At 36.3% G+C, this 26,198-nt stretch carries 25 protein-coding genes, 2 tRNA genes and 1 riboswitch; of the genes, 11 read left to right on the top strand and 16 right to left on the bottom strand.

The genetic code is table 11. The features are described 5' to 3' along the window. Positions 1 to 91 precede the first annotated feature (91 nt). Together ABVM53_RS02750 and ABVM53_RS02745 are read right to left on the bottom strand one after the other, a co-directional pair. Positions 92 to 1,588, bottom strand: a complete 1,497-nt coding sequence (locus ABVM53_RS02750; RefSeq protein ID WP_405329218.1) for an OmpP1/FadL family transporter — start codon at positions 1,586 to 1,588, stop codon at positions 92 to 94. A 24-nt stretch (positions 1,589 to 1,612) separates the two neighbouring features. Further along, positions 1,613 to 2,761 (bottom strand): hypothetical protein, encoded by a 1,149-nt coding sequence (locus ABVM53_RS02745; protein ID WP_405329215.1) that lies wholly within the window; start codon positions 2,759 to 2,761, stop codon positions 1,613 to 1,615. Between the two features lie 130 nt (positions 2,762 to 2,891). On the opposite strand from ABVM53_RS02745, the gene proS reads away from it, so the two are divergent. The 4 genes from proS to rpsT all read left to right on the top strand — a co-directional run bounded on the left by proS (position 2,892) and on the right by rpsT (position 4,911). After that, positions 2,892 to 4,364 carry a proline--tRNA ligase gene (gene proS / locus ABVM53_RS02740; RefSeq protein ID WP_371456969.1) on the top strand — a complete coding sequence of 491 codons (1,473 nt, stop codon included), beginning with the start codon at positions 2,892 to 2,894 and terminating at the stop codon, positions 4,362 to 4,364. An 86-nt stretch (positions 4,365 to 4,450) separates the two neighbouring features. Beyond that, a tRNA-Glu gene (locus tag ABVM53_RS02735) sits at positions 4,451 to 4,522 on the top strand. A 45-nt stretch (positions 4,523 to 4,567) separates the two neighbouring features. Continuing rightward, positions 4,568 to 4,639: transfer RNA gene (locus ABVM53_RS02730), tRNA-Glu, on the top strand. A gap of 23 nt (positions 4,640 to 4,662) precedes the next feature. Beyond that, positions 4,663 to 4,911 carry a 30S ribosomal protein S20 gene (gene rpsT / locus ABVM53_RS02725; RefSeq protein WP_128757607.1) on the top strand — a complete coding sequence of 83 codons (249 nt, stop codon included), beginning with the start codon at positions 4,663 to 4,665 and terminating at the stop codon, positions 4,909 to 4,911. Positions 4,912 to 5,215: 304 nt separating this feature from the next. On the opposite strand, the gene rho is transcribed toward rpsT, so the two are convergent. After that, a complete protein-coding gene (rho, locus tag ABVM53_RS02720; RefSeq protein ID WP_371456970.1) occupies positions 5,216 to 6,952 on the bottom strand; it encodes a transcription termination factor Rho in 1,737 nt (578 codons plus the stop codon). 210 nt (positions 6,953 to 7,162) lie between these two features. Between rho and ABVM53_RS02715 the strand changes: the two genes are divergently transcribed. Next, the gene (locus ABVM53_RS02715) at positions 7,163 to 7,573 is read left to right on the top strand and encodes a DUF4293 domain-containing protein (RefSeq protein ID WP_371456971.1); all 411 of its coding nucleotides are present in this window, start codon (positions 7,163 to 7,165) and stop codon (positions 7,571 to 7,573) included. Between the two features lie 74 nt (positions 7,574 to 7,647). Here ABVM53_RS02715 and ABVM53_RS02710 read toward each other — a convergent pair whose 3' ends face one another. Continuing rightward, complete coding sequence (locus ABVM53_RS02710; RefSeq protein WP_405329210.1) at positions 7,648 to 8,142, bottom strand: metallophosphoesterase family protein; 495 nt, start codon at positions 8,140 to 8,142, stop codon at positions 7,648 to 7,650. A gap of 87 nt (positions 8,143 to 8,229) precedes the next feature. On the opposite strand from ABVM53_RS02710, the gene truA reads away from it, so the two are divergent. Together truA and ABVM53_RS02700 are read left to right on the top strand one after the other, a co-directional pair. Further along, positions 8,230 to 8,997, top strand: a complete 768-nt coding sequence (gene truA / locus ABVM53_RS02705; protein ID WP_405329207.1) for a tRNA pseudouridine(38-40) synthase TruA — start codon at positions 8,230 to 8,232, stop codon at positions 8,995 to 8,997. After that, positions 8,984 to 10,756 carry an ABC transporter ATP-binding protein gene (locus ABVM53_RS02700; RefSeq protein WP_405329204.1) on the top strand — a complete coding sequence of 591 codons (1,773 nt, stop codon included), beginning with the start codon at positions 8,984 to 8,986 and terminating at the stop codon, positions 10,754 to 10,756. The genes truA and ABVM53_RS02700 overlap by 14 nt, the downstream gene beginning before the upstream one ends. A gap of 10 nt (positions 10,757 to 10,766) precedes the next feature. Here the strand turns inward: ABVM53_RS02700 and cdaA are convergent, their stop codons facing one another. Beyond that, positions 10,767 to 11,549 (bottom strand): diadenylate cyclase CdaA, encoded by a 783-nt coding sequence (gene cdaA / locus ABVM53_RS02695; protein ID WP_128757601.1) that lies wholly within the window; start codon positions 11,547 to 11,549, stop codon positions 10,767 to 10,769. 234 nt (positions 11,550 to 11,783) lie between these two features. On the opposite strand from cdaA, the gene ABVM53_RS02690 reads away from it, so the two are divergent. The 3 genes from ABVM53_RS02690 (at position 11,784) to ABVM53_RS02680 (ending at position 14,468) form a co-directional block, all read left to right on the top strand. After that, positions 11,784 to 12,140 (top strand): BlaI/MecI/CopY family transcriptional regulator, encoded by a 357-nt coding sequence (locus ABVM53_RS02690; RefSeq protein WP_128757600.1) that lies wholly within the window; start codon positions 11,784 to 11,786, stop codon positions 12,138 to 12,140. 3 nt (positions 12,141 to 12,143) lie between these two features. Continuing rightward, complete coding sequence (locus ABVM53_RS02685; RefSeq protein ID WP_405329199.1) at positions 12,144 to 13,841, top strand: M56 family metallopeptidase; 1,698 nt, start codon at positions 12,144 to 12,146, stop codon at positions 13,839 to 13,841. A 474-nt stretch (positions 13,842 to 14,315) separates the two neighbouring features. Continuing rightward, entirely contained in the window at positions 14,316 to 14,468 is a 153-nt protein-coding gene (locus tag ABVM53_RS02680) for an SsrA-binding protein (protein ID WP_405329196.1), read from the top strand. Here ABVM53_RS02680 and ABVM53_RS02675 read toward each other — a convergent pair. After that, positions 14,465 to 14,977, bottom strand: coding sequence for an adenine phosphoribosyltransferase (locus tag ABVM53_RS02675; RefSeq protein ID WP_405329193.1), 513 nt, complete (start codon positions 14,975 to 14,977; stop codon positions 14,465 to 14,467). The genes ABVM53_RS02680 and ABVM53_RS02675 overlap by 4 nt on opposite strands. Before the next feature lie 84 nt (positions 14,978 to 15,061). On the opposite strand from ABVM53_RS02675, the gene ABVM53_RS02670 reads away from it, so the two are divergent. Beyond that, entirely contained in the window at positions 15,062 to 15,451 is a 390-nt protein-coding gene (locus ABVM53_RS02670) for a DUF423 domain-containing protein (RefSeq protein ID WP_405329190.1), read from the top strand. 57 nt (positions 15,452 to 15,508) lie between these two features. On the opposite strand, the gene ABVM53_RS02665 is transcribed toward ABVM53_RS02670, so the two are convergent. The 10 genes from ABVM53_RS02665 to ABVM53_RS02620 form a co-directional block, all read right to left on the bottom strand. Next, complete coding sequence (locus tag ABVM53_RS02665; protein WP_405329187.1) at positions 15,509 to 16,789, bottom strand: hypothetical protein; 1,281 nt, start codon at positions 16,787 to 16,789, stop codon at positions 15,509 to 15,511. A 2-nt stretch (positions 16,790 to 16,791) separates the two neighbouring features. Next, on the bottom strand, positions 16,792 to 17,595 hold the full coding sequence (locus tag ABVM53_RS02660; RefSeq protein WP_405329184.1) for a hypothetical protein: 804 nt from the start codon (positions 17,593 to 17,595) through the stop codon (positions 16,792 to 16,794). A 349-nt stretch (positions 17,596 to 17,944) separates the two neighbouring features. Next, positions 17,945 to 18,601 carry a thiaminase II gene (tenA, locus tag ABVM53_RS02655; protein ID WP_405329182.1) on the bottom strand — a complete coding sequence of 219 codons (657 nt, stop codon included), beginning with the start codon at positions 18,599 to 18,601 and terminating at the stop codon, positions 17,945 to 17,947. Continuing rightward, on the bottom strand, positions 18,588 to 19,421 hold the full coding sequence (thiD, locus tag ABVM53_RS02650; protein ID WP_405329179.1) for a bifunctional hydroxymethylpyrimidine kinase/phosphomethylpyrimidine kinase: 834 nt from the start codon (positions 19,419 to 19,421) through the stop codon (positions 18,588 to 18,590). Before thiD ends, tenA begins: the two co-directional genes overlap by 14 nt. Positions 19,422 to 19,432: 11 nt before the next feature. Then, positions 19,433 to 20,092: a thiamine phosphate synthase gene (thiE, locus tag ABVM53_RS02645; protein ID WP_405329176.1), complete on the bottom strand. Its 660-nt coding sequence runs from the start codon at positions 20,090 to 20,092 to the stop codon at positions 19,433 to 19,435. Position 20,093: 1 nt separating this feature from the next. Continuing rightward, a complete protein-coding gene (gene thiM, locus ABVM53_RS02640; RefSeq protein ID WP_405329174.1) occupies positions 20,094 to 20,888 on the bottom strand; it encodes a hydroxyethylthiazole kinase in 795 nt (264 codons plus the stop codon). A 46-nt stretch (positions 20,889 to 20,934) separates the two neighbouring features. Continuing rightward, a riboswitch (TPP riboswitch) is annotated at positions 20,935 to 21,025 on the bottom strand. A 68-nt stretch (positions 21,026 to 21,093) separates the two neighbouring features. Further along, positions 21,094 to 21,546 carry a Na(+)-translocating NADH-quinone reductase subunit F gene (locus ABVM53_RS02635; protein WP_405329171.1) on the bottom strand — a complete coding sequence of 151 codons (453 nt, stop codon included), beginning with the start codon at positions 21,544 to 21,546 and terminating at the stop codon, positions 21,094 to 21,096. A gap of 54 nt (positions 21,547 to 21,600) precedes the next feature. Then, positions 21,601 to 24,027 (bottom strand): DUF4982 domain-containing protein, encoded by a 2,427-nt coding sequence (locus ABVM53_RS02630; protein WP_405329169.1) that lies wholly within the window; start codon positions 24,025 to 24,027, stop codon positions 21,601 to 21,603. Positions 24,028 to 24,106: 79 nt separating this feature from the next. Then, positions 24,107 to 24,337 (bottom strand): hypothetical protein, encoded by a 231-nt coding sequence (locus ABVM53_RS02625; protein ID WP_405329166.1) that lies wholly within the window; start codon positions 24,335 to 24,337, stop codon positions 24,107 to 24,109. A gap of 15 nt (positions 24,338 to 24,352) precedes the next feature. Continuing rightward, positions 24,353 to 25,984 (bottom strand): dihydroxyacetone kinase subunit DhaK, encoded by a 1,632-nt coding sequence (locus ABVM53_RS02620; RefSeq protein WP_405329163.1) that lies wholly within the window; start codon positions 25,982 to 25,984, stop codon positions 24,353 to 24,355. Positions 25,985 to 26,198 lie beyond the last annotated feature (214 nt).

The raw sequence follows: 26,198 nt of genomic DNA, 5'->3' as shown, positions 1-26,198 counted from the left end.
AACAAGTAGCCTGTTTTATGGTAATCTAATCTTGATAATTACTAAAAACCCTCAAGAATTCTTGAGGGTTTTAAATAACTTTAATATCTATCTATAGCTGAAAAGAGAGGGTTGCTATAATATTTGTATTTATAGAATCGACGTATGCAGTGTTTGTAAATGCACCATCAAATAAACGTGGATTGCTTGTTTGTTTTGCCCAGTCATAGGCAATATCTATGCGAGCGCTGCCTAATGCATATCCAAGACCAAGTGTATAGCCGCTGCGATCACTTAAGATAGAGTCATCTTGATAAGGGCTTTCCTTAAAATTGTATCCTCCTCTAAAACTCCAGTTTCCCGATAAAAATTCTCCACCTACTTTATAAGTCGAGGTTCCTTTTAACGTGTTATCAATGTCTGCGTTCACTTGCTGAAAAAATACATCATTATCAGGTCTGTATTTCATTGAAGTATAATCTTCATAAGAATAATCAAAACTTATAAATCCGTTTGAGCCAAATATATAAGCAATGCTTCCTGTTGCTTTTCCGGGAGTTTGCAGATCATAATCTTCATATATATTAGTTACATTGGGAGCTAGAACTACATTTCCATTTGCTCCTTCTGTAGAAAGATATTGTTCTGTTTCCTCAGAAATTGTGTAATAAGTAGGAGTATCATAAGTTGCTCCGATTCTCAAATTGGGCGACACGTGATAAATACCTCCTAATTGAAGCGAGGCTCCAGTACCATACGATCGTAATTCATTATCAAAACGAGAACTTGATACTGCATTTGCTGCGTTTTGCGCATTTTCAAAAAAGATAGTCTCTTTTCTAAAGTTGAAACTATGAGCATTTAAGTTTATTCCTAAATATAAATTTTCAGAAACCTGGGCGGCTGCGTTAAAAGTAAATTTGCTATTATTTCCCGAACTTAAATACTGATATTCTTGATCAAAAGAATTACCATTTTGAGCATTTGTATAGCTGGTATTATTTAAATCGTCAGAATCTGGATTTATAAAATAACCTTGATAGCCTAATAATGCTTGCTGTGCTCCGAAGCTTTCATTTTCGCCTAAAAATTGATAAAGGGTAGAGACACTCTCATCATCTCTTAATTCAAGAAGATCTAAAGGTACTCCTTGTGCGTAACCAGAAAAGTATTCTCCAATAGAATTACCGCTGTTTCCTACAGCAACGTAACCATTGTCAAAATCAGTAGAGCGATCATAATTAAAGCTAAAGGCAAATTTTCGTAATGCTCCTCCTCCGTGGGAAACAAACACACCACCAAACTGATTTAAATCAATGTCTGTTTCATCAGACACTGTTATACCATCATTGTAATAGGTTTGATTATCATAATTTCCAGAAGAAAGTGATAGAGAAATAAAACTCCTATTGAAAATCGCAGAACCCGCAGGGTTATTATTAATAGCCGAAACATCTCCACCTAAAGCTCCAAATGCTCCACTAGCGCCGCGATAACGAGCGGTACCGGTTATATCTTGTGAGCTATATCTAACTGCATCTGCAATATTTTGAGCATAAAAACTCTGCATACTTAAGCCTGCGATTAGGAGTATGACAATATTTTTCATTTAAAGAAATTTAAAAATTATAGATCAGCGTCCTCCGCCTCTTCGACTACTTCCTGAACTGCTACTTCTTGAACTAGAGCTACTAGATCGAGATGGCGCAGAAGTTCTTGTAGGAGCCGAGGTTCTTGTAGGTGTTACAGTACGAGATGGAGTTACAGTTCTGGAAGTAGTATTGCTTCTAGAATAGGTACTCGTTCTCGATGGAGTAGAAGTAGATCTATTTATCGTAGTATTTCCTGAGCTTCTACTAACAGTGTTACTGCTTCTTCTAGCGGTTGTATTATATATAGAATTTGATCTAGACGCTGTATTTGCTGATCTTGAATTGTTACTTCTTGAAGAAGGATTTACACCTACATTATTACGACTGTAAGTTCTGCTGGTACGGGCATAATTAACATTAGAAGAGCTTCTTGATCTTGAAGTTGCTGTAGTTTTAGAATTTAAGGTTCTACTTGTGCTGTAATTATTGTTTGAGCGACGAGAATTAGAATACGCTACATTTCCATTATTATAATTAGAGTAATATCTGTTTCTGTAATAAGGGTATCCTCTATAGTTGTACCCAAAGTATGGGTTATATCCATAATAGAAAGGTGATCCCCATCCATAGCCATAACCATACCCGTAACCAAATGCAGGGTAACCGCCCCACGCATAACCGGAGTAGAAAGGATCATTAAATCCAAATGCACCATAGCCAAAACCACCGTAACCAAATCTGCCATAACCGTATCCAAATCCACCACCCCAGAATGGTCTGCCAAAACCTATTTGATTATAAAGAGATGGATAGATATTAATTACAACCTCGTCATAAGTGTCTCCCCAACCAGCATTTGCATTATAAGCTAGTTCTCCCTGAAGCATTGCTTCGTCATCATTATATTGGGAGTTAGAGCTATATGAGTCAACATCTGTGAAAATTGTTCCAGCTTCTTGTGCATCTTGCAATTCTGAAGCACCCTGGTTAAAATAGTTTGCATAAATACCAGAATTATCGCTGGCAATCTCTTCTTGAGAATTCGTATCATAAATACGCGTACTACTTCCATAGATTCCATCATTCATTGCATATTGCGATGGACCACAGGAAACTAATCCAATAAAAGAAAAAACCGCAGCTATAGCTGGTTTAATTAAAGTTCTAAGAGTTAAGTTCGCGCCTCGCATATCATCCGTATTTTATTGTTGTACATTGTAAATTTAGTTAGTTTTGCGGTCAATTTTGTGCATTTAACAAACATGTTGCAAAACTTTCAATTACAGATAAAGACACAATATTTGTGCCAAATAAATATTTATGGGAAAGAATTTAACTACGAGGGCAGAGGATTATTCAAAATGGTATAATGAGCTAGTTGTCAAGGCTGATTTAGCTGAAAATTCGGGTGTTAGAGGGTGTATGGTGATAAAGCCATATGGTTATGCAATCTGGGAAAAGATGCAGGCAGAGCTGGATAGAATGTTTAAAGATACCGGCCACGAGAATGCTTATTTTCCGCTATTTATTCCGAAGTCTTACTTTAGTAAAGAAGCATCTCATGTAGATGGTTTTGCAAAAGAATGTGCTGTTGTAACACATTACAGATTAAAAAATGACGAAGATGGAAGCATCATCGTTGATCCGGAAGCTAAACTTGAAGAGGAGCTTATTGTGAGACCTACTTCAGAAACTATTATCTGGGATACGTACCGAAAGTGGATACAGTCTTATCGTGATTTGCCTATACTTGTTAATCAATGGGCAAACGTAGTACGCTGGGAAATGCGTACGCGTTTATTTTTACGTACTGCAGAATTTCTTTGGCAAGAAGGTCACACAGCTCACGCAAAACAAAATGAAGCAATAGCTGAAGCGCAACAAATGATGCGTGTTTATGCAGATTTTGCTGAGAACTTTATGGCTATGCCAGTTATTAAGGGAACTAAAACAGAGAGTGAGCGTTTTGCAGGTGCATTAGAAACCTATTGTATTGAAGCTTTAATGCAAGATGGGAAGGCGTTACAAGCCGGGACTAGCCATTTTCTAGGTCAAAATTTTGCTAAAGCTTTTGACGTGAAGTTTGCAACAAAAGAAGGAGGTCAAGAATATGTATGGGCAACTTCTTGGGGAGTTTCAACTCGACTTATGGGAGCTCTAGTGATGACGCATAGTGATGATAATGGTCTGGTATTGCCGCCTAATCTTGCTCCTATACAAGTGGTAATAGTTCCTATTTATAAAGGGGAAGATCAGTTAGATTCGATCTCACAAGTGGCGAGAGAATTACAGCGCGAGCTTAAACTTCTAGGTGTTTCGGTAAAATATGATGATAGAGACACGCACAAGCCAGGCTGGAAGTTTAATGAGTATGAGCTTAAAGGTGTACCATTGCGTATTGCAATAGGTCCTAGGGATCTTGAGAAACGCACAGTTGAGTTAGCAAGAAGAGATACACTTACAAAAGAAACGGTTTCAAAAGATTTAATTGTTGATCGCGTACAAGAGTTGCTTAGCGAAATGCAGAAAGCACTTTTCAATAAAGCCAAAAACTTTAGAGATAGTCACATCACCGAAGTAGAAACTTACGATGAATTTAAAGATGTTTTAGAAAATAAAACAGGATTTGTAAGTGCATTTTGGGATGGTACAAAAGAAAGTGAAGAACGCATAAAGTCAGAAACCAAAGCAACAATTCGTTGTATTCCACTGGATGTCAAGGAGGAAGAGGGTGTTTGTGTTTACAGTGGTAAGCCTGCAACTATGCGCGTTCTTTTCGCTAAAGCATATTAATTGAAATTTTTTTAAAAAAAGTTCCTTTTGCTATTGCACGATCTAAATATATGTGTATTTTTGCATCCGCAATTAAGCGAAAGATTGGTCCGTTCGTCTAGGGGTTAGGACGCCAGGTTTTCATCCTGGTAACAGGGGTTCGAGTCCCCTACGGACTACAGTAAGGTTGGTTATGCACCTTAAGCATAAATATTTGACATAATGGCCCGTTCGTCTATCGGTTAGGACGCCAGGTTTTCATCCTGGTAAGAGGGGTTCGATTCCCCTACGGGCTACAATTTAAAAACAGAACAAGATAATGGCAAATCACAAGTCATCTCTAAAGAGAATTAGAAACAGCGAAGTAAAGCGTTTAAGAAACCGTTACCAGAGTAGAACTACTCGTAATGCAATGAAGAGATTGCGCGAAGCTGACAAAGAGCAAGCAACAACTTTGTTTCCTTCTGTGATTTCTATGATCGACAAGTTAGCTAAGAACAATATCATTCATGATAACAAGGCTTCTAACTTAAAGTCTCAACTTGCTAAGCACGTTAACGCTTTATAGTAACTTGTTTTTAAAATATTGAAAACGCCTACAAGCAATTGTAGGCGTTTTTTTATGCGCAGGGTTTAGTTAATTGTACAATCGGTGTGATGGGAACTGCTAGAGCTCTTTCTGGATTCCTCTTAGGGTTACTATTTATAGAAGACGTCTAAGGTGTGTCTTTTAGTTTGTATATTGTTTTGTTTGTGCGCTTATTTAAGCTGCTGAGTACTCTTAAATTGTCTCAATGAGTTCATAGGATATTAGAAATAAAAAAAGCCGATATCAAATGATATCGGCTTTTTAATATACAGAAGGTTAAAAATTAACCATTCATAGAAATAAGAAATTCTTCATTATTTCTGGTTTGTTTGATGCGCTCGCTAACAAACTCCATAGCTTCTACAGGATTCATATCTGCAAGATACTTACGCATAACCCACATTCTTTGTATTGCGTTATCGCTTAATAATAAGTCGTCTCGTCTGGTGCTAGAAGAAGTGAGGTCGATGGCAGGGAATATTCTTCGGTTGGCAATCTTACGATCTAACTGAAGTTCCATGTTACCGGTTCCTTTAAATTCTTCAAATATTACCTCGTCCATTTTAGAGCCTGTTTCAGTAAGGGCAGTAGCAATGATAGTTAATGAACCACCATTTTCTATATTCCTTGCAGCTCCAAAGAAACGTTTTGGTTTGTGTAAGGCATTTGCATCTACACCACCACTTAATATCTTACCAGACGCAGGTTGTACAGTATTGTATGCTCTCGCTAGACGGGTAATAGAATCTAAAAGAATCACAACATCGTGACCACATTCTACAAGACGTTTTGCTTTTTCTAATACTATGTTTGCAACGCGCACGTGTTCATGAGCTTCTTTGTCAAAAGTAGAAGCGACAACCTCACCTTTTACATTACGTTGCATATCTGTTACTTCTTCCGGGCGCTCATCAATAAGTAAAATCATTTGATAAACTTCAGGGTGATTTGCAGCAATTGCATTTGCAACATCCTTAAGAAGCATAGTTTTACCTGTCTTAGGTTGTGATACAATCATACCACGTTGTCCTTTACCTATAGGTGCAAACAAATCCATCACACGCGTAGAAATTGTACTCTCACGATCTGCGATATTAAATTTCTCTTTTGGGAACAATGGTGTTAAATGCTCAAAAGAAACGCGATCGCGAACCACACTAGGATCTAACCCATTAATCTTCGAAACCTTGATAAGTGGAAAATATTTTTCTCCTTCTTTTGGAGGGCGAATTACGCCAAGAACGGTATCTCCGGTTTTTAGACCGAATAAACGTATTTGCGATTGTGAAACATAAATATCATCAGGAGATGATAAATAGTTATAGTCTGATGAGCGTAGAAAACCATAACCGTCCTGCATGATATCTAATACCCCTTCGCTTTCTATAAGACCTTCAAATTCATAATCTGGCTCTCTGTAACGGTTTCTGGTATCTTTATTACCATTGTTTCCAGAATTAGAATTGCGATTGTTATTTCTGTTATTAGAATTGTTATTGTTCGAATTATTAGTGTTGCCATTAGTGTCCCGGTCTCTGGTATTTGAGCGGTTATTCGAATTTGACGAATTCTCATTACGAGTTCTTGCCTTTTGTGGCTTGTTGTCGTTTTGTTTAGAAGTTTCAGAATCTGACTTAGCTGGTCTTTGTTTGCGCGGTCTTTCTTCTCTTGCTTCTGTTTTTTCTGGCTTAGCATCGGTATTTTTTGATGTAGGCTCAGAATTATTTTTAGAAGAATCTCTTTCTGGACGCGTATTCTTGCTATTTGTATTTTGCGTGCGTGGTTTAGGAGTCTTTTTAACGTCTGGCGTATTTGACTTTACATTCTTGTCCTTAGATTTATCTGTAGAAGATACTTCTAATACCTCGGCAACTGCTTTAGGATCTGCAGCTTGCTGATCGAGTACTTTATAAACTAAGTCTAGTTTTTTTAAGGTCCTGTATTTTGGGATATCTAGGCCTTTAGCTATTTCCTGAAGTTCTGGAAGTTTTTTAGCTTTTAATTCTGAAATATTAAACATTAAATATAAGTATGAATTTCTGTATCGTAATTGAATTTGAAAACCAACAAAAAATTTGAAGAAGGTCTAAGAAATTTTTCGGCAAGTAAGTAACCAACATAGAAGTGGTTAGGCTTTCTAATGCAATTATACGATAATATTTTTTATTTAAATGATCTTAGTCTCAAAGAAGTTTATATTTTTGTCATCCTTAATAGCTTTATAAAATATATGATTCAGCGCATACAAAGCATTTATCTGTTTCTTGCAGCATTAGTTTCAGCAGGGCTGCTTTTTGCTATTCCTGTCTATACTACAGCTGAAGGAAATTTAGTATATGCAGTAGATAAATTAGAGTTAGTGGGTTTGTTCTTTGGGAGCGCTTTACTATCTTTGATAACCATTTTTATTTTTAAAAATAGGAAGCTTCAGTTTGTACTGGGCCGACTTAATATAATATTGAACTTTATTTTGCTAGGTGTATTGGTTTACCAGTCGCAAATCTTATCTGGAGGAGCGGCGGCTCCTGAGAAGGGTATTGGGATGCTAATCCCCATCATTTCTATCGTTTTTATAGCTTTGGCCAACAAAGCAATTAAGCGGGATGAGGATCTTGTAAAATCTGTTGACCGGTTGCGATAGACCTACTATCTTAGTTAATTAGTGCAAAAACCCTGTAAGTATGCCAACTTGCAGGGTTTTTCTTTTATAGTTATTTATTTTCTTTCAATTTCTATAACTTCAAGGTTATCGATTTTACCCTGATCTACTGTAAATCGCAACATCGTACGTACTTTATGGAAACCATGTATGCCTATCGCACCAGGGTTCATATGCAATAAATTAAGTTTCTTATCTGGCATAACCTTTAATATATGAGAATGGCCACAGATAAACAATTTCGGAGGGTTACCATTAAGTTCTTCCCGAATTGCCGGAGAATATTTTCCCGGATAACCGCCTATATGTGTGATTAATACATCTACACCTTCGCATACAAACCTATTATTTAAGGGGAATTCTTTTCGTATTTCGTGATCATCAATATTTCCAAATACTGCTCTCAAAGGTTTCAATTCTTTTAAGGCATCGGTTACCTGCAAGCTTCCTATATCTCCTGCATGCCATACTTCATCTGCTTTTTCGGCGTATGCCAGAATACGATCATCTATATAACTATGCGTATCACTAAGTAGGAGTATTTTTTTCATTGAAAAACGTTTTATCAAAAGTATTTGAGGAGAATTCAGACTATTTGCAAAGATGTATCTTTGCAGGCTTAATTACAAATCTACAGTTTGCGGTATTTTATTGAAATAGCATATGATGGTCAGCCATACCACGGCTGGCAGAGACAACCACAAAGCATAAGTGTACAAGAGGTGCTAGAGGAGGCATTATCTACTTTATTAAGAGCGGTAATTGTAGTAACTGGTGCGGGACGTACAGATGCCGGTGTGCACGCTAAGCAATTATATGTGCACTTTGATTTTTCAAACCTATTTACAGAAAAAGATTTAAAGAATTTGCAACACCGCTTAAATAGGTTTATGCCTCAAAGCATTGCAGTAAATCGTATTGTCCCGGTTACGAGTGAGGCACATGCACGTTTTGACGCAATGGCCCGTAGTTATGAATATAAAATACACCAAGCTAAGAATCCGTTTTTGAACAAACATTCATATTTCTTTGAAAAAGAATTAGATGTAGAACGTATGAACGAGGCTTCTCAATACCTCTTAGGTAAGCAAGATTTTAAGTGTTTTAGCAGATCAAATACAGACGTGAAAACTTACCTTTGCGAAATTACTGAAGCGCGCTGGGAACACAATAATACCGAGCTGTTATTTACCATTACTGCAGATCGATTTTTACGTAATATGGTTCGGGCAGTAGTAGGGACTTTATTAGACGTAGGAATGCATAATATAGCTCCCTCGCACTTAAAAGAAATAATTGCAAGTAGATCCCGTTCAGAAGCAGGAGCATCGGCACCCGCACACGGTCTTTACTTAACTGCAGTTAAATATCCTCAAGAAATATTCAATCTAGATGGCAGAAGATAATAAAGGAAATGCGTTTGACTTTGGACTTTTTAAGCGTTTACTTAGTTATACTAAGCCTTACCGCGTACGTCTTTATTTTGTTGCCTTTGCGGCAATCCTAATTTCTGTATTTGCTGTTTTACGACCTATATATCTAGAGTTAGCTATCGATGAGGGTATGCAGCCTAAAGATATAGACAGCTTAATTTACTATATACAACTTACGCTGGTTGTACTGCTTGGAGAGTCGCTGTTTCAACTACTGTTTATTTATTTTGCTAACTGGCTGGGACAGCAAGTGGTAAGGGATATTCGGGTGAAGTTGTTTGGGCATATGATTCGCTTTAAGATGCAGTATTACGATAAATCTGCTGTAGGTAGATTAGTAACACGTGCTGTTAATGATATTGAAACCATTGCTAGTATTTTTAGTGAAGGTTTATTTATGATAATTAGTGATTTACTAAAAATGGCTGTGATCGCTGGGGTTATGCTTTATAAAAGTTGGCAGTTATCACTGATAATTTTTGTGATCTTACCATTCATTTTATATGCTACACGCGTTTTTCAGAAAAAAATGAAAGTGGCTTTTGAAGAAGTGCGTACGCAGGTGGCGAACCTAAATTCATTTGTTCAAGAGCGCGTTACGGGTATGAAAATCGTACAAATATTCTCCCGCGAAAAGGTTGAGCAAAAGAAGTTTGACGAGATCAACAAAAAACATATGCGTGCCTGGAATAAGACTGTGTGGTACAACTCTATATTCTTCCCGGTTGCAGAAATGGTGACCTCGATTACTATCGGACTTTTGGTTTGGTACGGTGGTTTACGTGCTGCTCAAAGTGACGTAATTACAATAGGTCTCGTAACGGCCTTTATTCAGTTTTCTCAAATGTTATTTACACCCCTTAGGCAAATAGCAGATAAGTTTAATACATTACAAATGGGAATGGTTGCGGCAAACAGAGTATTTGCTATTCTTGATACAGATTCTAGAATTGCTGATACAGGTACACATACGCTCAAAAATATCCAAGGCAATCTTACGTTTGAAAAAGTGCGGTTTAGTTATGTTCCTGATGAGGAAGTTTTAAAAGGAATAGATCTAGAAGTCCATGCGGGCGAAACGGTTGCAATTGTAGGTTCTACTGGAGCAGGAAAATCAACAATTATAAATCTTCTGGGAAGATTTTATGAGATTGATAGCGGTAAAATTAAGATTGACGGTATCGATATAACCGATGTTAAATTAGACTCGCTGCGTTCAGAAATTGCTGTTGTTTTACAAGATGTATTTTTGTTTGCAGATTCTATTTTAAACAATATCACCCTAAACAATCCTTCTATTACAGAAGCAGATGTGATTGAGGCAGCAAAAGCAATAGGAGTAGATTCTTTTATAAGTAGTTTACCTAATGGGTATCACTATAATGTAAAAGAACGTGGTGCAATGCTATCTAGCGGACAGCGACAGCTTATTGCATTTTTGCGCGCGTATGTAAGCAATCCGGGTATTCTCGTGCTAGATGAAGCTACTTCTTCGGTAGATTCTAATAGCGAGCAGCTTATTCAAAAAGCTATAAATAAAATTACAAAAGGTCGTACTTCAATAGTAATTGCGCATCGTTTAGCGACAATTAAAAAAGCAGACAAAATTATCGTAATGGATAAAGGTCTAATTGTAGAAATAGGAAGCCACAAAGAGTTGCTTCAAAAAGAAGGTGGTTATTACCGCAATCTGTACGAAGTGCAGTTTGCTGCAAACCAGGAGATGGTCTAATTAAGTTTTTTTAAGAGAGGTCTTTTCTAAGAATTTCTATAAGCTCTTGTGTGCTTTTAAATAAAACGAACTCGCCGTCTTTTAAATAGCTAATTGCGCCTGTTTCTTCACTTACAACAAGTGCAACTGCATCTGTTTTTTCGGTTATTCCTACTGCAGCTCGGTGACGTAAACCAAACCGTAAAGGAATATTACGCTCATTTGAAACCGGTAGTATAGCTCGTGTGGCAGTTATTTTATTCTCTTCTATAATTACAGCACCATCGTGTAAAGTCGAATTTTTGAAAAAGATACTTTGTAGAATAGGCTTGTTTACTTCGAGACTCATTCTATCCCCGGTGTTTTTCACAAAATCTAAGTTTGTCGTGCGTTGAATAACGATTAGCGCTCCAGTATTGTCGCTGCCCATTTTCTCACAAGCTTCTATGATCTCTTCGACTTTAGTGTTTGAAGAATCTTTAGCTTCGTCCTGTAGGAATTTAATATGCTTTAAAAAGCCACTCTTACGACCTATATTAGTAGAGCCTATCATTAACAGAAATTTTCTAATTTCTTGCTGAAAGACTACAATTAAGGCAAACATCCCAGCTCCAATAAACTGACCTAAAATTGTACTTAGCATCTCCATTTGTAAGAGTTGCGTAATCTTCCAGATTACCCATACAATACAAATACCTAAAAATATATTTATAGCAACAGTACCTTTTACTAATTTGTAAAGGTAATAGAGTAGGGTTGCAACTAATAGAATGTCGACAAGATCGAGTATTCTAAAATTCTCAAGAATATCCAAAGGCTGATTGGGTTTTTGTAAAAATAGGCAAAAATTCTACGCTGGCTTAAACCGTTTAACGAGTGAAATAAATACTAAATTTATAGTTATAAAACTAGTTAAGTAGTTTTATAATTAAAAAATTAGTTTTAGATTTGGTTAAATATTGATTGCAAATGAGTTATGTATTAACTCTAAAAGAATTTTTCAATATTTATTTTTTTAACCCCTTAATTACCCTATTAAAAATCATTAATGGAAAAACTAACAAACAAGGAAGAAGAAATTATGCATGTCTTATGGCAGTTAGAAAAGGCATTTGTAAAAGAAGTTCAAGCGGGTTTGGAAGATGAAAATCTTCATTATAATACGGTATCTACCATAGTTAGAAATCTGGTAGATAAAGGATATGTGGGTTATAAGGCATACGGCAAAACACATCAATATTATCCTGTGATAAGTAGAGAAACATATGGACGTAAATTTTGGAATGAAGCCACTCGGAAATTCTTTGACAGTTCTTATAAAAATATGGTCTCCTTTTTTGCTAAGGAGGAAAAAATTTCAGCAAAAGAATTGCGTGAGATTCTTGAAATAATAGAAAAAAAATAGGATATGGAGCTGATTATCTATCTACTGAAAAGTGCCGCTATCTTAAGTATTTTTTATTTTACATACAAGATACTATTAGAAAGAGAGACATTCTTTAAAGAAAACAGGTATTTTCTGTTGATGGGTATTTTAATATCGGCACTAGCTCCTGCACTTACTTTTACACGTATAATCTATAAACAATCTCCACTTCTCAATTTTGCTATACCTCAAAATGACAACTTTCAAAACAACGATCTTAACGACGCCTGGTTTAGCTATACCGGCTGGGAAATAGCTTGCGTGTTTTATGCAATAGGAGTGGGTATAATGGTTATTTTATTCAGTATTAAGCTGTATGCAATTATCCGATTTGTTAGACAAGAATCTACGTATTCAGAATTTGGATATCATTATATTCAAGTCGATGGTTTAAAGTCCCCTTTTTCATTTTTTAATTACATAATAATAGATAAGAAAAATCATAGTGATGAAGAATTGGCTATGATATTACTTCACGAGCAAGCACATGCCAATCAGAGGCATAGTATTGATATGCTTATAGCAGAAGTCTTATTAATTATACACTGGTTTAATCCGTTGGCGTGGTTCTATAAAAAGGCAATTGACCAAAATCTTGAATTTCTGGCAGATGCGACAACAGCTCATCAATTGGCAGATCAGAAAAAGTATCAGCTTACTCTAGTACAAGTTTCTATCGCCCCACGCAAGGCGATGCTAAATCTTACACATTCATTTTACCAATCATTCATTAAAAAACGAATAGTTATGCTAAACAAACAAGAATCTAACAGTATGCGAAGAGCAAAGCTTTTTATAATTCTACCGGTAATTGCTGTTTTTATATGGAGTTTCAATGTCAAAGAGGTGGTGAGTTATACTTCGGAAACAGGAAAAAATTCCTCAAAATTATCAGCTATCGAAAATGATAAAGCTAATTCTATAACAAATAAGGGGAATCAACTTAATACAGAAACTACTATGAGTGCTGAAACCGGAGACCAAATAATTGATCAGAAAGACGCTTATCAAGATCCAAAAGCTTTCAAAAAAATTATATCAAAATCTGCTTCTAAAGAAGAGTTAGATGCTCTTGTTGATGAATTAAAAACGGAGTATAATTTTACGTTGAACTACTCAAATTTGAATTACAATAGCGAAGGGTTAATTATTTCTATAAAGCTTGAGGTTAAGGATGGCGAATCTGGGAGTCAATCCACGACATCCTATAATAGCTCAAAACCTGTGGGTGATATTGTGATATACAGAACTGAGGATGGTAGCTTTGGGGTTGTGTCGGCATCTAATAAAGTAGTACAGCGATCTAATAACGATAAAAATGAGGCGTCTGAGTCGATGACTGAAGATATGAATTCACGTCGTGCAGATATTGCTGCCCGCAGAGAAGAGCTACGCACTCGTAGAATTCAAATGCGAGCAAAAGCAGACAGTGTATTTAAGAACGTAAAAATTGAAAGAACAAATGCTTCTCAACCGTTACAAAATCCATCTTCAATTTCTCAAAAGGCTTTAATTGTGGTTGATGGAAAAGTGGTAAAAGATTTAGATTTAAATAGTATAGATCCCAATACGATAGAGTCTATAAATGTTTTAAAAGGAGAAGAAAATATAAAACCCTACAAAGATCAATTGGAAGGTAAGTCTGGAGTAATTCTTATTAATCTTAAAAAGAATAAGTGATTTTCATCACTTCATAAAGCAGTCAGATTGCAGTTACAATTGATGATATTGACAGATTTGCCTGCTTTATCGAATAAATTTACCTTGAGAAATAAATTTTTATGAATTTAGGCTCTACAAAAATTACACCTAGAGATATTAACTCAATTATTTATTGTTAGATGTAAGATGTTTTAAGGCAAGGTGCTTTCAGTTTTGATTGATTTGTATTTTTTTACTTACAATACTGCATTCACTTACATTAATAATTGGCTAAACACTTGTGAGACTGGTTTTTACTTACATAATTTGTAATATAAATTATTTAATTAATCAAAAATCACAATTATGGTCACACTTATTCTTACAGTAATCGAAACTATCTTTGGGTAGTTAATTTTAAACTCTTAACACTTTCTGAAAGCGCGCGCAGATTGTTTATAAAAATCTAAATTTGATATAATTAGAATTTCGAGCTTATAAAATATAGAGTTTATGAAAAAACAGATATTTAAAACTCTGGCAAAAATCAATAAGAAAATATTGCCCAGTTATACTAAAAAGAACCTTGACTTAACAAACGCTACAAAATTCCAACTTGCTATTTTTGGATATAAATTGTGGGTAACAAAAAATGCTTTAGACTAATAGTGTATTAAACTATGTAGCTGGTACTTTTCTATTTTAGACCTACCTTCGAGGAAATCCAATTCCATTAAAAAATTACATTGTACAACAACACCTCCACATTTTTCTACAAGCTTGCAAGCAGCTTCTGCTGTTCCACCTGTCGCAAGTACATCATCGTGAATAATTACTAAATCACCGGGCTGAATACTATTTGCTTGAATTTCTAAAGCGTCTTCTCCATATTCTAACTGATAATTTTGACTAATTATCTCACCAGGCAATTTGCCGGGTTTTCTAACGGGTACAAATCCCAGTTTTAAATGTTGCGCAAGTAGAATTCCAAGTAAAAAACCTCGACTTTCAATACCTACTACTTTAGTAGCTTGAAAGTTATGCAAACCCATTGCTAAAAGTTCTATTGCTTTATCTGTTGCAGCTGCATTTGCAAGCAACGGACTAATGTCTTTAAATACAATTCCTGCTTTTGGAAAGTCTGGAATATCTTTTATATAATCTGTCAAATTCATTTTTTGAAGATATAATTTTCGGAGCAAATTGATCATTAAATAAATCTCAAAATTTATCTTTAATTTTTATTCAATCTTGTAGTTATGGAAATTTTACTCAGTCAATTTTTTGGAGCTTTATTTGGTTTTTTAGCCATAGTTTTTGGAGCATTTGGAGCACACGCGCTTAAGAATAAATTAACCGAAGAGCAGCTGCACAGTTTTGAAACCGGTGTCAAATATCAAATGTATCATGCTATAGTGCTATTAGTTATCAGCTTTAATTTAAATTTTAATTCGAGCCTAGAAACCATTTTGTTAACCTGTTTTATTGTGGGTACGCTATTATTCTCGTTTTCAATATACGGATTGGTTTTAAGTAGTGCCTCGGGAAATAAAATGCGTTTTTTAGGACCCGTCACACCTTTAGGTGGTCTGTTATTAGCTATTGGTTGGCTTCTTTTAATGTTTAATTTTTTCCAAAACTTTTTTTAAAGCAAAAGAGACTCCTAATTAGGAGTCTCTTGCGCAGGTTTAATATTTAAATGGTCTTTAATTATTATACAAGTAAATAGAAGCAGCAGCCGTTAATGTATTATTTATAGAGGGAGCAATGTTTCCTCCCTGCGTCAAGGCGTTTGTATATCCATAAATTGCACCTTGAGCTACATCAGCGACAAATACAGTTTTGGTTTTACTATCATAAGCCACATCTATAGGATTATTCATTAAAGTTGCGGTTCCTTGTATAATTGTCTGGTTGCTGGTCGCAATGGTTCCGCCATTTGCTGTATTTGCAAGTAGAGCACTAAAGTTTTGTACTACATGAATTCCCCCGTCAAGAGCTCCACCCGCAGCCAGACCTATATTTGTCATAACTAAAACATCATCTGCTTCACTATAATCAATACCGTGGGTTCTAACAATCCCAGATATGCCTATTGTTTTTGTGGCAGAAATAGATCCATTAGTAGTATTTGCAGTTAGAAAGTCTTCATAAATGGCAAGTTGGTTTGAACCAGGACCATCTATCACGGCTAATAAGTCATTCCCTTTAAATGTTATTCCCCAGACACTTCTAAGGGTTCCTGTCAAGTCTATAAAGTCTGGAGTAAATGAATTTACCAGTGTAAAAGAAGAGCCAGAATAAGAGTAAACTAGTAACATTCCGCTGACATTGTCAGATACCACAACCTTATTCCCGTAAACTGCAATCTCTCGCGGACTGGTAAGATTTGAGTTTGCAGCAGCAGTGAAATCTGCCATTGTGTTTGCGCCTGCCGTAGAGAACATATCAAAATATTGTAAACCGGCAGTAGGAGTACGGGCACCTTGAATCAAAATATCTTGAAGTGCAGAATAATATATACCTTCAGCACCTGTTGCTCCAGACATTATGGTATTTATTAATGAACCTGAACCATCATATACAGTAATGTTTCCGTCTGCAGTACTCGTAGCATACAAATTAGTGGTTTTAGTCATCGATGCCATTCCTGTTTGTCCATCGGTCTCATCACTAGAGAAGTAAATAGAAGAAGCGCCTGCAAGATCTTTAGAAAATGAAGGAGAAATATTTCCGCCAGAGCCAATATTTGTAAAGCCTAAAACTTTTCCATTTCCTACTTCAGAAACATAAATAGCATCAGTCTCAGAATCATATGCTACATCTATGGGATTACCCATCATAGTGTTAGATCCAGCAACGCGTATTTGCATACTTAATGGGAGTACTTCCCCATCTGAAAGTGCATCAAATTTTGTTGAAAAGTCAGCAATTACATGGAAACCACCATCATTATTAGCATCTGCAGCACTTCCTATGTCTGTCATAATTAGTACATCATCTGTACCGTCATAGGTAAGTCCAGGGTACGCACAATGCCTTCAATGGTCACACGTTTTGAAGGATTTAGAGTGCCTGTAGTAGCATTTGTAATAAAGTCCTCAAACACTGCTAATTCATTCGATCCAGGACCGTCAACAACTGCATATAAATCGTTTCCTCTAAAAGCAATACCCCACACTGGAAACTGAATATCTATAGTTGCACTAAGGCTAAAACTCGACCCGTTTAATGTATATACATAAAATGTATTATTTGTATTGTCAGAAACTATATAGTTATTTCCAATAACAGCGATTTCTCTGGGAGCTGTTAAATCTGCAGAACTGGTAAAAGAGGAGGTTAATGTTGAGGTGTCTAATGTGCTTGTTCCAGAGAAAGCTTGTAAAACCCCTGTAGGCATTGCCGAAGCCTGAACTAATAGATCTGAATTTGCATCATAATAAATTCCCTCTGCAACGGTAGAAGTGGTGGTAAAAGTAACAAGTGAATCTCCAGAAATGCTATACTTAAAGATAGATGGATCTGCACTATTTGTATTCGTCACATACAATTCTGCTCTTCTTCCGGGTGTTACGGGAACTGCGCAGGGAGCACAAGAACCTCCACAATCTACTCCGGTTTCAGTACCATTCATTATACCGTCATCGCAGGTTGCTATCTCAATAGCATCTTCTGAGTAATCATCATTGTCGCAGCTACTAAAGCTTAAAAGCGCAAGTGATAACAAACTAATTTTAGTAAACATGTTTTTCATAAGATTGAGTATTTGATTAGTTAATGGTGCACTCATTACTGAATACATCTTATGTACGAAATGTTGATTATTAAGGTTTTAAGGCTGAAGCTTAAATGTTTGTTAAAAAAGAAGCCTTTTTTTTGTTGATTTATATTTGTTACGAACTGAATGTTGAAGAATTTTTAAATGTTGGAGTGTCCCATTTAAAAGTTTTGCGCAAAAAAAATCCCTTAACAAGTGCTAAGGGATCTATAAATATATAATTAACGCGAATGATTTCTGTATTATAGGCGGCTAATCCAAGTAAATAAAAGAAAACAGTTTGTCAACCTTAATTACCTAAAAGACGTTTGGTAATTAACAATGTGACAAAAAAATATTCAATTTTTGATTATTTAACAATTTACTCAATTGCCCATCGCCTTAATTTTGATGCACTATCCCAAAATTTGTATTCGAGTTGACTTGCTATATAAAATGCTTTATGCATTAGTTCTTTCTGGTTGTCTGAGCAGGTTTCAGCTACTCTATCACAACAGTTTATCGCTTGGTCCACAAGTAAACCAAATTCTTCTCCGGCATACGTTTCTATCCATTGTTGATACGGATTGTTTTTCACTGATTGGTTCTCATAAATATAATCACCCACTTTTTTATAAATCCAGAAACAAGGAAGTACAGCAGCCATTGCAACTTCTACCTGATCTAGCGCAGCTGTACTTTTTAAATAATGAATATAATGATGGCAAACCGGACTTACATCGTGTGTTTTTGAAATTTTAAATTCCTTAAAAAAAGATTCGTGTAAAGCATTTTCAACCACTATTGCTCCTTCGGCAAACCGGGTATAAGTTAGAACATCATCTACTTCGTGAGCTCTCGCAGCGATTAGAGCAAGCGCTCTGCCAAAGTTCTCCAGATAAATCGAGTCTTGCTGAATGTAAAATTGAAATTGATCGAGTGGGAGCGTACCATTTGCTAGTTGATTTATAAATGGCATTTCAATTATCTTATCGTAAATAGACTGAATATTATTCCAGCTTGTGTTACTCCATTTCATATTTTATAAGTTTCTGCGGATTGAAAAAATGATTAAGTGGGCCGTTGCCTTTACCTATGACAACATCTTTAGCATGAAATATTGCTTGATGTACATAATCCTGACCTATTTTGACTGCGTTCTCTAAAGATTCTCCTTGAGCGATGTAAGAACTAATTGCTGACGACAATGTGCAGCCGGAGCCGTGCATATTATTAGTTTCATACCGTTTGTATTCATATTCTATAACACTACCATCTTCTTTAAAATATAAAGAGGTAAGTATATCTGTTTGTAAGTGACCACCTTTTAATAAAACAGATTTACAACCTAGTTGCATTATTTTTCTACCTGCAGTGTGCATATCCTCAAGAGATTTAACCTCCATATTGGCCAATAGTGAAGCTTCATCCATATTAGGTGTAATAACAGATGCCAATGGGAAAAGATGGGTAACAATACTTTTTATGGTGGGATCTTCAATAAGTTTATGACCACTGGTTGCTACCATTACAGGATCAAAAACAACAGGTATTTTAGGATTTTCAGTTAATGATTTGGCAATGGTTTCTACAAGTTGCGGGGTATGCACCATTCCTATTTTTATTGCTGAAGGTAAAATGTCATCAAAAATTGATTTGAGTTGCTCTTCTACAACAGTTACAGGAATAGAAAAAATAGATTTTACGCCTGTAGTATTTTGCACAGGTAATGCGGTTAGAACTGTTGTAGCATAACACCCTAAAGCAGAAATAGTTTTTAAATCTGCTTGTATTCCTGCGCCACCACTTCCATCAAAACCGGCAATACTTAATACTGAAGGATAGGTCATTTTTTTCATACTCAATTTTTTTAATGGTGAGAAGAAGCTCTTACAGACGCTTTCTCAATCTCTTTACGAAGTACTAGTGCAGCTTTCTGCGGATTTTCAGCAGCACATATTGCAGATACTACCGCTACACAGTCAGCACCTGCTTCTATAATATCACGCGTGTTTATTGCAGACACATTGCCTATAGCCACTAGAGGTTTCTGAGTAATACTTCTTATTTGTCTAATCCCATCTAAACCCCAGGCTGTAACGGTATCAGTTTTTGTATCTGTTTTAAAAACCGGACTAATTCCTAGATAATCTGCGGTATAGGTTTGCTCATTATAAAGCTGTTCTAAATATTCTATAGAGTATCCTAAGCTCTTGCACGCTGTCCAGGTTTTTCTAATTTCCGTAGGATTTACATCATTATTCCCTACATGAATTCCGAACGCTTCTACTTGCTTAGCCACAAATAGATTATCATTTATAATAAGGGGTACATTATATCTGGATATCACTTCTTTTAAGCGCAATGCCTTATCTAAAAACTCTTCATTGGAGGCATTTTTTTCTCGTAATTGAATTATATCTACGCCTCCTTTTATTGCCTCTTCAGCTACGCTTAAAAAATTTTTACCAGCACAAGCTTCCTCAGAAATTACGAGGTACAGGCGGTAAGGAAACGAATTGTTGGTCATCTTAGTATTCTATTTTTAGGTGTTTTAAGAACTCATTTTCTGTGATGCTGTGAAGTTTGTCTAATATGGAAACTTGTAAGCTTCCGGGGCCATCACAGGATTTGGCACTAATTTCTCCGGCAATACTTATTAATGCAGTAGCTGCAACTGCGGCTTCAGCACTTTCTGGAATTACGGCAAGAAAAGCGGCTAATATCGCCGAAGCAGAACATCCCATACCGGTAATTTTTGTCATTAATGAATTGCCATTATTCAGTTTAACTTCAAGTTCGTTGCTTACAATCACGTCTGTTTCTCCAGAGATTATCACTACAGCATTATATTGTTTATTTAAAAATCTGGCAGCATCAATTGCATCTAAGCTTGAAGCGGTACTATCAACACCTTTTGTCTGAGTTTTATTGTGTTTAGCAAGAGCTAATATTTCTGATGCGTTTCCACGAATTGCAGTAGGCTTAAGATTTAGAAGTTCGCTCAGCACCTCGTCTCTAAATGAAGTTGCTCCTGCACCTACAGGATCTAGTACCCAAGGTTTCTTATTTTTATTAGCAGCCTCGATAGCGAGATGCATCGATTTCACCCAATACTTATCGAGCGTACCAATATTTATTACCAGTGAATTACAAATCTGCTGCATCGCCTCCATTTCCTCTTGAGCATGCGACATAATAGGGGAGGCACCTATAGCTAACAGCGCATTTGCTGTGTTATTCATAACCACATAATTTGTGATATTATGCACAAGTGGTGCTTGCTTTCTTACGGTAGTAATATGATTCCAGAGCTTCTCTTTCATAAGGTAATGTATAAGGTTACGGCCTTAGAAAACTGCTCAACTGAGAAGATAATCGATTACTTTTCCCTACGCTGGTATTAACCAAACAGGTTCAAAGGGACTGTCTCAATTCATTTAGAATACCCCTAAAGCCAATTCAAAGATAAAAGTAATAGAAGAAAATACCACAAGCCAGATGGTAAAAGAAAAATTAAATTATGGCAAACTAAAATGAAAGCTCATAAACAGGTTTATCTTCTTCAAAATCAAATAATTTTGAAAAGTCCATAACATTTGCAATGCCATCAAGCTCACATAGAATAGCAACGGCAGCACACATTCCATTAAACATAACCTCTTTTGAACTGCGGTTTATAGAATGACGATTTTTTCGCGAAAGTGGCAGTTTGTAGCCGCAACCACTAAGAAAGGCAGCCTCGATTTTAAGCAATTCTAATGGCGAATAACCATTAAGTTTACGGCCAAAAGCCTCATTTACTTTACCCACATAGGTGAGATTTAAAGATCCGTGTCCTTCGGTAAGATGTTTCCAGGTATCTGTATTATCAAGTATATTACCTACAGCACAACTTTTACAACACTCAGGATTAAGTGTATTGTTGTGAAATGCCGTATAAAGCTTACTAATAGCTTGTTCTAAGCGTGCAGATGTTTTCATAGCTTACTTTTTTTCTTTTTTATAAAGTTACAAAAAAGGAGTTAAGCTCACTTATTAATTGATAGGTGTACTTTTGAGTTTTAACACCGCAGATTTTAAACTTGTTCCACTAACCTTTAGGCGTATGTCACCACTGGTAGTGTCACTTTGAACTAGAACTACTAGTTTACCGCTAAATAATTTCATAGTAGGTTTATAAAATGCTTCTAGTGAAGTAGGATCGCCATTGGCAACTGCTTTGAATTCTCCGTTGCCGGTAACTTTAAAGTTTAAGCGATTAGTCGCGGTAGGGCAGATGTTGCCCTCTTTATCAACGACAGAAACTGTTACAAATGATAGATCATTACCATCGGCAGTGATAGTCTTACGGTCAGCTTCTAATTGTATAGCGTAAGGTTTTCCGGCAGTTTCAACTTTTTTTTCAGCAGCTACAGATCCATCTTGAGTATATGCAATGACTTTTAATGTGCCGGGCTCATAAATCACATCATTCCACATAAGGCGATAACGCGTTTGTGATGTAGAATTATTTTTAATCTGAATTCCCTGACTTTTACCATTTACAAATAATTCTGCGCGATCATAGTTTGTGTAAACAAAAACAGGCGTTTTCTCGCCTTCACGTCCTTCCCAGTTCCAATGTGGTAAGATATGTAAAGTTTCCTTTTCTGTATTCCAGCGGCTGCGATATAGATAGTAACGATCTTTAGGAATACCCGCAAGATCAACCATCCCAAAGTAAGAACTTCGTGCAGGCCAACTTGTATCATAGGGTGTAGGTTCGCCTAAGTAGTCAAATCCTGTCCATACAAATTCACCTATAACCCAGGGCTTATCATCTTGCAAAATAAAATCATCTTCGGGTAAATTTGACCAACTGCAATACTCCAGATCGTAAGATGAACTTTGGAAATCTGGATATTCTTTCATACTCGCTTTTTTAACCGGAAACTTATAAATTCCGCGCGAACTCACGGTAGATGCGGTTTCTGAACCAAGTATAAATCCCTGCGGAAACTTATCATAAGCTTCTTCATACAAATGCACACGGTAATTAAGTCCCGGAATATCCAAGATAGCTCCAAAGCCAGATTCCATAGTAGCTTTTACCTGATCCATACCTACGGTAACCGGTCGTGTAGGATCTTCTCTATGAAAGATGTCCTGCAACCATTTTGCCCGCTTTACGCCTTCACTTCCATATTGATCTGGCACTTCATTGCCCGCACTCCACATTACAATTGATGGGTGATTGCGAGTAGCTCGTACTAGATTTGTAATATCTTTTTCTGCATAATCATCAAAAAATCGATTATACCCATTTTCAACTTTCGGCTTTTTCCATTCATCAAAACTTTCAGCTAAAAATAAAAATCCCATTTCATCGGCGAGTTCAAGTTGCTCAAAAGAAGGCATATTGTGCGCGCTGCGTATGGCATCACAACCTAAATCTTTTAATATTGTCATTTGTCTTCTTAAAGCCGCTTTATTAACTGCAGTGCCCAACGGACCTAAATCGTGATGCAGACAAACGCCTTTAAATTTGCGCGTTTTGCCATTAAGCTGAAAACCGTTTTCAGAAGAATAGGAAATACTGCGTATTCCAAATGTAGTTTTTACTTCGTCTGTGAGTTTATTTCCGGCATATAAGCGAGAAACTGATGTGTATAAATACGGATTCTCAGGACTCCATAAGTTGGGATTATTCACTTTAATATTCTGTTCAAATTCAGAATTATATAGTGTAGAAGTAGAATCACTGGCTATCTTTTTTCCAGTTTTATCATAAATACTGGTGACCATTCTGAGATCACTACCCGTTACAGCTGTTTTAATATTGACTTTAGCTTCCTTTTCAGTTACTAAAGGAGTAGTAATAAAGGTTCCCCATTGATCTATGCTCTGAGCATTTTTTGTAATCAAACTTACTTTGCGATAAAGTCCCGCTCCAGGATACCATCGTGAAGAGAATGACTCATTAGAAAGTTTAACTGAGAGTGTATTTTTACCTGGTTTAAGATGTTTAGAAATGTCAAAATAAAAATAAGAATAACCATAAGCCCACTCTCCAATTTTTACACCGTTGAGGTAGACTTGAGGTTCACTCATAGCTCCCTCAAAAAGGAGCAGCGTTTTCTTATTTTCTGTGTGCTCAGGAATTTCAAATGTATTGCGATACCAGGCGTTGCCAATAAATGGTAATGATCCAGTACGACCTGTTTTTTCAGTAGCGCTGGTCTCACCATTTTGTGAGATAGCCACAGTTTGCTTATCAATTTCCTTATCAAATGGTCCATAAATAGCCCAATCATGAGGTACGGTTACATTTTGCCAACCAGTATCATTAAAGTCTATTTGGTATGCATTTTCAAAATCACCTTTTTTAAATTTCCATCCAGTGTGAAGTTCGATAATAGATCGTGACTGAGCCAGAACCGTAGTAGATATTACTAAAAGGATGAATAAAAATGGAGTTCGCATAATGACTGTATTTTTAGCAAATGATAATGCTAAAAATACAGTATTAAATGTAAATATTACGCTTTATAATTTAAAAGCATTACTGCGGAAACATATCACATCGACACGCATACCATTGTTTTGTAAAGCTTTCTAAATCGTCGAGATAATTATTTATCGCATCTACGCCAGAAATCAACTTATTATTATCAAGCACCTGCGGAACTGTCAAGGAGTTATCTCTACAAATTTCTGAAGGTATGAGAAGGGAGTTAACCCGATCTTCTAGAACCTGATAATCTTGAGAATTATCAATCTTTAATTGCAGCATAGCAAAAGTTTTTAATTAGTTGGTACTTGTCAAGCGCTCAAAAACACGTGCAACAGCTTCAGCACCGGGATCAGGAATTCCTTTTAGTGAATTTTCACCTAAATAAGACGAACGACCAAATTCAGTTTTAGTGATTTCTTTAGTCTTATCGGCTCCATCTCGTGCAGCTTTCGTAGCCTCTTTTAAAGAGCCACCATCGCTCAACACGTTAAAAGCAGGTTGCATTGCATCGATCATAGTACGTTGACCTTCTGATGCGCCACCAAACTCTTTCATTTTCTCGAGTCCGGCAACTAAAGATTTACCCAGGTCACTATTCTCTTTATAGGCGTTACCGGCGCGTGTAAAAAGTATAGATAGAAGTACACCGCTAGATCCACCGGTTTCTCGAGCCAAAATGCGACCTATTGTTATTAATAACTTCCCGGGATCATCTAGTGGAAGTTTGTCTAATAACTCTTTAATTTTCTTTGCACCTGTAGCGAAGGTTGAGCCGGCATCACCGTCACCTACTTTTTCATCAATGGCGTTGAGTTCTTTTTCGGTGCTAATTAACTCATCTAAGATATTCTCTAAAGATTTTAATGTTACAGCATTAGAAGAAGAATCAAACTGAAGCATTTTTGGCAATTCTGGAGATTCAACAGCTTTTTGATTTTCATATGATACAATAGACCAGGAAACCGGGGCAGCATTTTCTAGAAGCGCTTCTGTAATTTCATCATCTAATTCTAACACTGTTACCGAAAATCCTTTCATATTAAGCGAAGTCATTAATGCTGCCGGACCCACTAAATACGATACTTTTTTTGCTAAATCAGAATTATTGAAAGCACGCAATAAAATATTCATTTCTAATGGCGTAACGCTTCCTAAATTATTAAGCAGCAGTGCATAGTTTTGGGATTGTTTTTCGGGTAAATATTCTAATAATTTGTCGAGAGCCTGATTCATTAATTCATCTGCAGCAGCCATTTTTATTTTATCTACTCCGGGCTCTCCGTGTATTCCCAAGCCTAATTCTGCTTCATCTTCTGCAAAACGCGATTCTTCGGCATCTTGAAATTTTTGACCTTCTTCAAGTGATAATCCTATAGAATAGGTGTTATCTGCCACTTTGCGAGCGATAGCTGTTACTTCCGATAAAGATTTACCAGCTTGTGCAAGAGCACCAGCAGCTTTATGTACAAAAAGCGTTCCTGCCAGACCACGTTGTTCTACATCCTCACCAAGAGAAATATCGTCACCCACAATCACAGTTTCAACTTGAATGCCCATATCCCGAGCTTGTTCTGCTGCAAGTCCGAAATTAAGTCGGTCTCCGGTGTAGTTTTTGATTACCAATAAACAGCCGGCATCACCAGTGGTAGCAAGAATTGCTGCTAATACGGCATCTACTGAAGGAGATGCAAATATATCTCCGCATACAGCAGCACTTAACATACCATCCCCTACAAATCCTGCATGAGCAGGTTCATGACCAGAACCGCCACCAGATATGACTGAGACTTTAGATTTATCAATATTCGTTTTTAAAATTACACGTATCTCAGGAAAGCTATCAAGATAGGTAAGATTAGCATTTGTAAGCAGGCCTTCCAGGCCTTGATTAACTACTTCTTTTGGATTATTTATAAAGGATTTCATCAGATTATATTTTAAAATAGAAGTTACCAAATGTGAAATGATATTATTTCAAATAAAATGTTAAGCCTGTTATTTATGATTTAAAGGTATTGGCTGTTTTAAAAATGTAAACGCTCATTACTTTGCGGTATTCATTGCATTCCTCGTAAAAATTCGAATAGAGATCTACTTTTTGCGAGAACTAAACTATATTTAGCCTTTAACATAAAGAAGC

Origin of the sequence: Leeuwenhoekiella sp. LLG6367-2.1, from assembly GCF_045055775.1 — a bacterium.
Taxonomy (GTDB): Bacteria; Bacteroidota; Bacteroidia; order Flavobacteriales; family Flavobacteriaceae; genus Leeuwenhoekiella; species Leeuwenhoekiella aequorea.
Note: the sequence above shows the minus strand (reverse complement) of the source record. Positions and strands in the feature narration are given on the sequence as shown.

Excerpts from the sequence above, each read along its gene's own strand:
- ABVM53_RS02750 (WP_405329218.1), bottom strand. The coding sequence starts at position 1,588 with ATGAAAAATATTGTCATACTCCTAATCGCAGGCTTAAGTATGCAGAGT.
- ABVM53_RS02745 (WP_405329215.1), bottom strand. The coding sequence starts at position 2,761 with ATGCGAGGCGCGAACTTAACTCTTAGAACTTTAATTAAACCAGCTATA.
- proS (WP_371456969.1), top strand. The coding sequence starts at position 2,892 with ATGGGAAAGAATTTAACTACGAGGGCAGAGGATTATTCAAAATGGTAT.
- rpsT (WP_128757607.1), top strand. The coding sequence starts at position 4,663 with ATGGCAAATCACAAGTCATCTCTAAAGAGAATTAGAAACAGCGAAGTA.
- rho (WP_371456970.1), bottom strand. The coding sequence starts at position 6,952 with ATGTTTAATATTTCAGAATTAAAAGCTAAAAAACTTCCAGAACTTCAG.
- ABVM53_RS02715 (WP_371456971.1), top strand. The coding sequence starts at position 7,163 with ATGATTCAGCGCATACAAAGCATTTATCTGTTTCTTGCAGCATTAGTT.
- ABVM53_RS02710 (WP_405329210.1), bottom strand. The coding sequence starts at position 8,142 with ATGAAAAAAATACTCCTACTTAGTGATACGCATAGTTATATAGATGAT.
- ABVM53_RS02700 (WP_405329204.1), top strand. The coding sequence starts at position 8,984 with ATGGCAGAAGATAATAAAGGAAATGCGTTTGACTTTGGACTTTTTAAG.
- ABVM53_RS02690 (WP_128757600.1), top strand. The coding sequence starts at position 11,784 with ATGGAAAAACTAACAAACAAGGAAGAAGAAATTATGCATGTCTTATGG.
- ABVM53_RS02685 (WP_405329199.1), top strand. The coding sequence starts at position 12,144 with ATGGAGCTGATTATCTATCTACTGAAAAGTGCCGCTATCTTAAGTATT.
- ABVM53_RS02680 (WP_405329196.1), top strand. The coding sequence starts at position 14,316 with ATGAAAAAACAGATATTTAAAACTCTGGCAAAAATCAATAAGAAAATA.
- ABVM53_RS02675 (WP_405329193.1), bottom strand. The coding sequence starts at position 14,977 with ATGAATTTGACAGATTATATAAAAGATATTCCAGACTTTCCAAAAGCA.
- ABVM53_RS02670 (WP_405329190.1), top strand. The coding sequence starts at position 15,062 with ATGGAAATTTTACTCAGTCAATTTTTTGGAGCTTTATTTGGTTTTTTA.
- ABVM53_RS02665 (WP_405329187.1), bottom strand. The coding sequence starts at position 16,789 with ATGACAGACATAGGAAGTGCTGCAGATGCTAATAATGATGGTGGTTTC.
- ABVM53_RS02660 (WP_405329184.1), bottom strand. The coding sequence starts at position 17,595 with ATGAGTGCACCATTAACTAATCAAATACTCAATCTTATGAAAAACATG.
- tenA (WP_405329182.1), bottom strand. The coding sequence starts at position 18,601 with ATGAAATGGAGTAACACAAGCTGGAATAATATTCAGTCTATTTACGAT.
- thiD (WP_405329179.1), bottom strand. The coding sequence starts at position 19,421 with ATGAAAAAAATGACCTATCCTTCAGTATTAAGTATTGCCGGTTTTGAT.
- thiE (WP_405329176.1), bottom strand. The coding sequence starts at position 20,092 with ATGACCAACAATTCGTTTCCTTACCGCCTGTACCTCGTAATTTCTGAG.
- thiM (WP_405329174.1), bottom strand. The coding sequence starts at position 20,888 with ATGAAAGAGAAGCTCTGGAATCATATTACTACCGTAAGAAAGCAAGCA.
- ABVM53_RS02635 (WP_405329171.1), bottom strand. The coding sequence starts at position 21,546 with ATGAAAACATCTGCACGCTTAGAACAAGCTATTAGTAAGCTTTATACG.
- ABVM53_RS02630 (WP_405329169.1), bottom strand. The coding sequence starts at position 24,027 with ATGCGAACTCCATTTTTATTCATCCTTTTAGTAATATCTACTACGGTT.
- ABVM53_RS02625 (WP_405329166.1), bottom strand. The coding sequence starts at position 24,337 with ATGCTGCAATTAAAGATTGATAATTCTCAAGATTATCAGGTTCTAGAA.
- ABVM53_RS02620 (WP_405329163.1), bottom strand. The coding sequence starts at position 25,984 with ATGAAATCCTTTATAAATAATCCAAAAGAAGTAGTTAATCAAGGCCTG.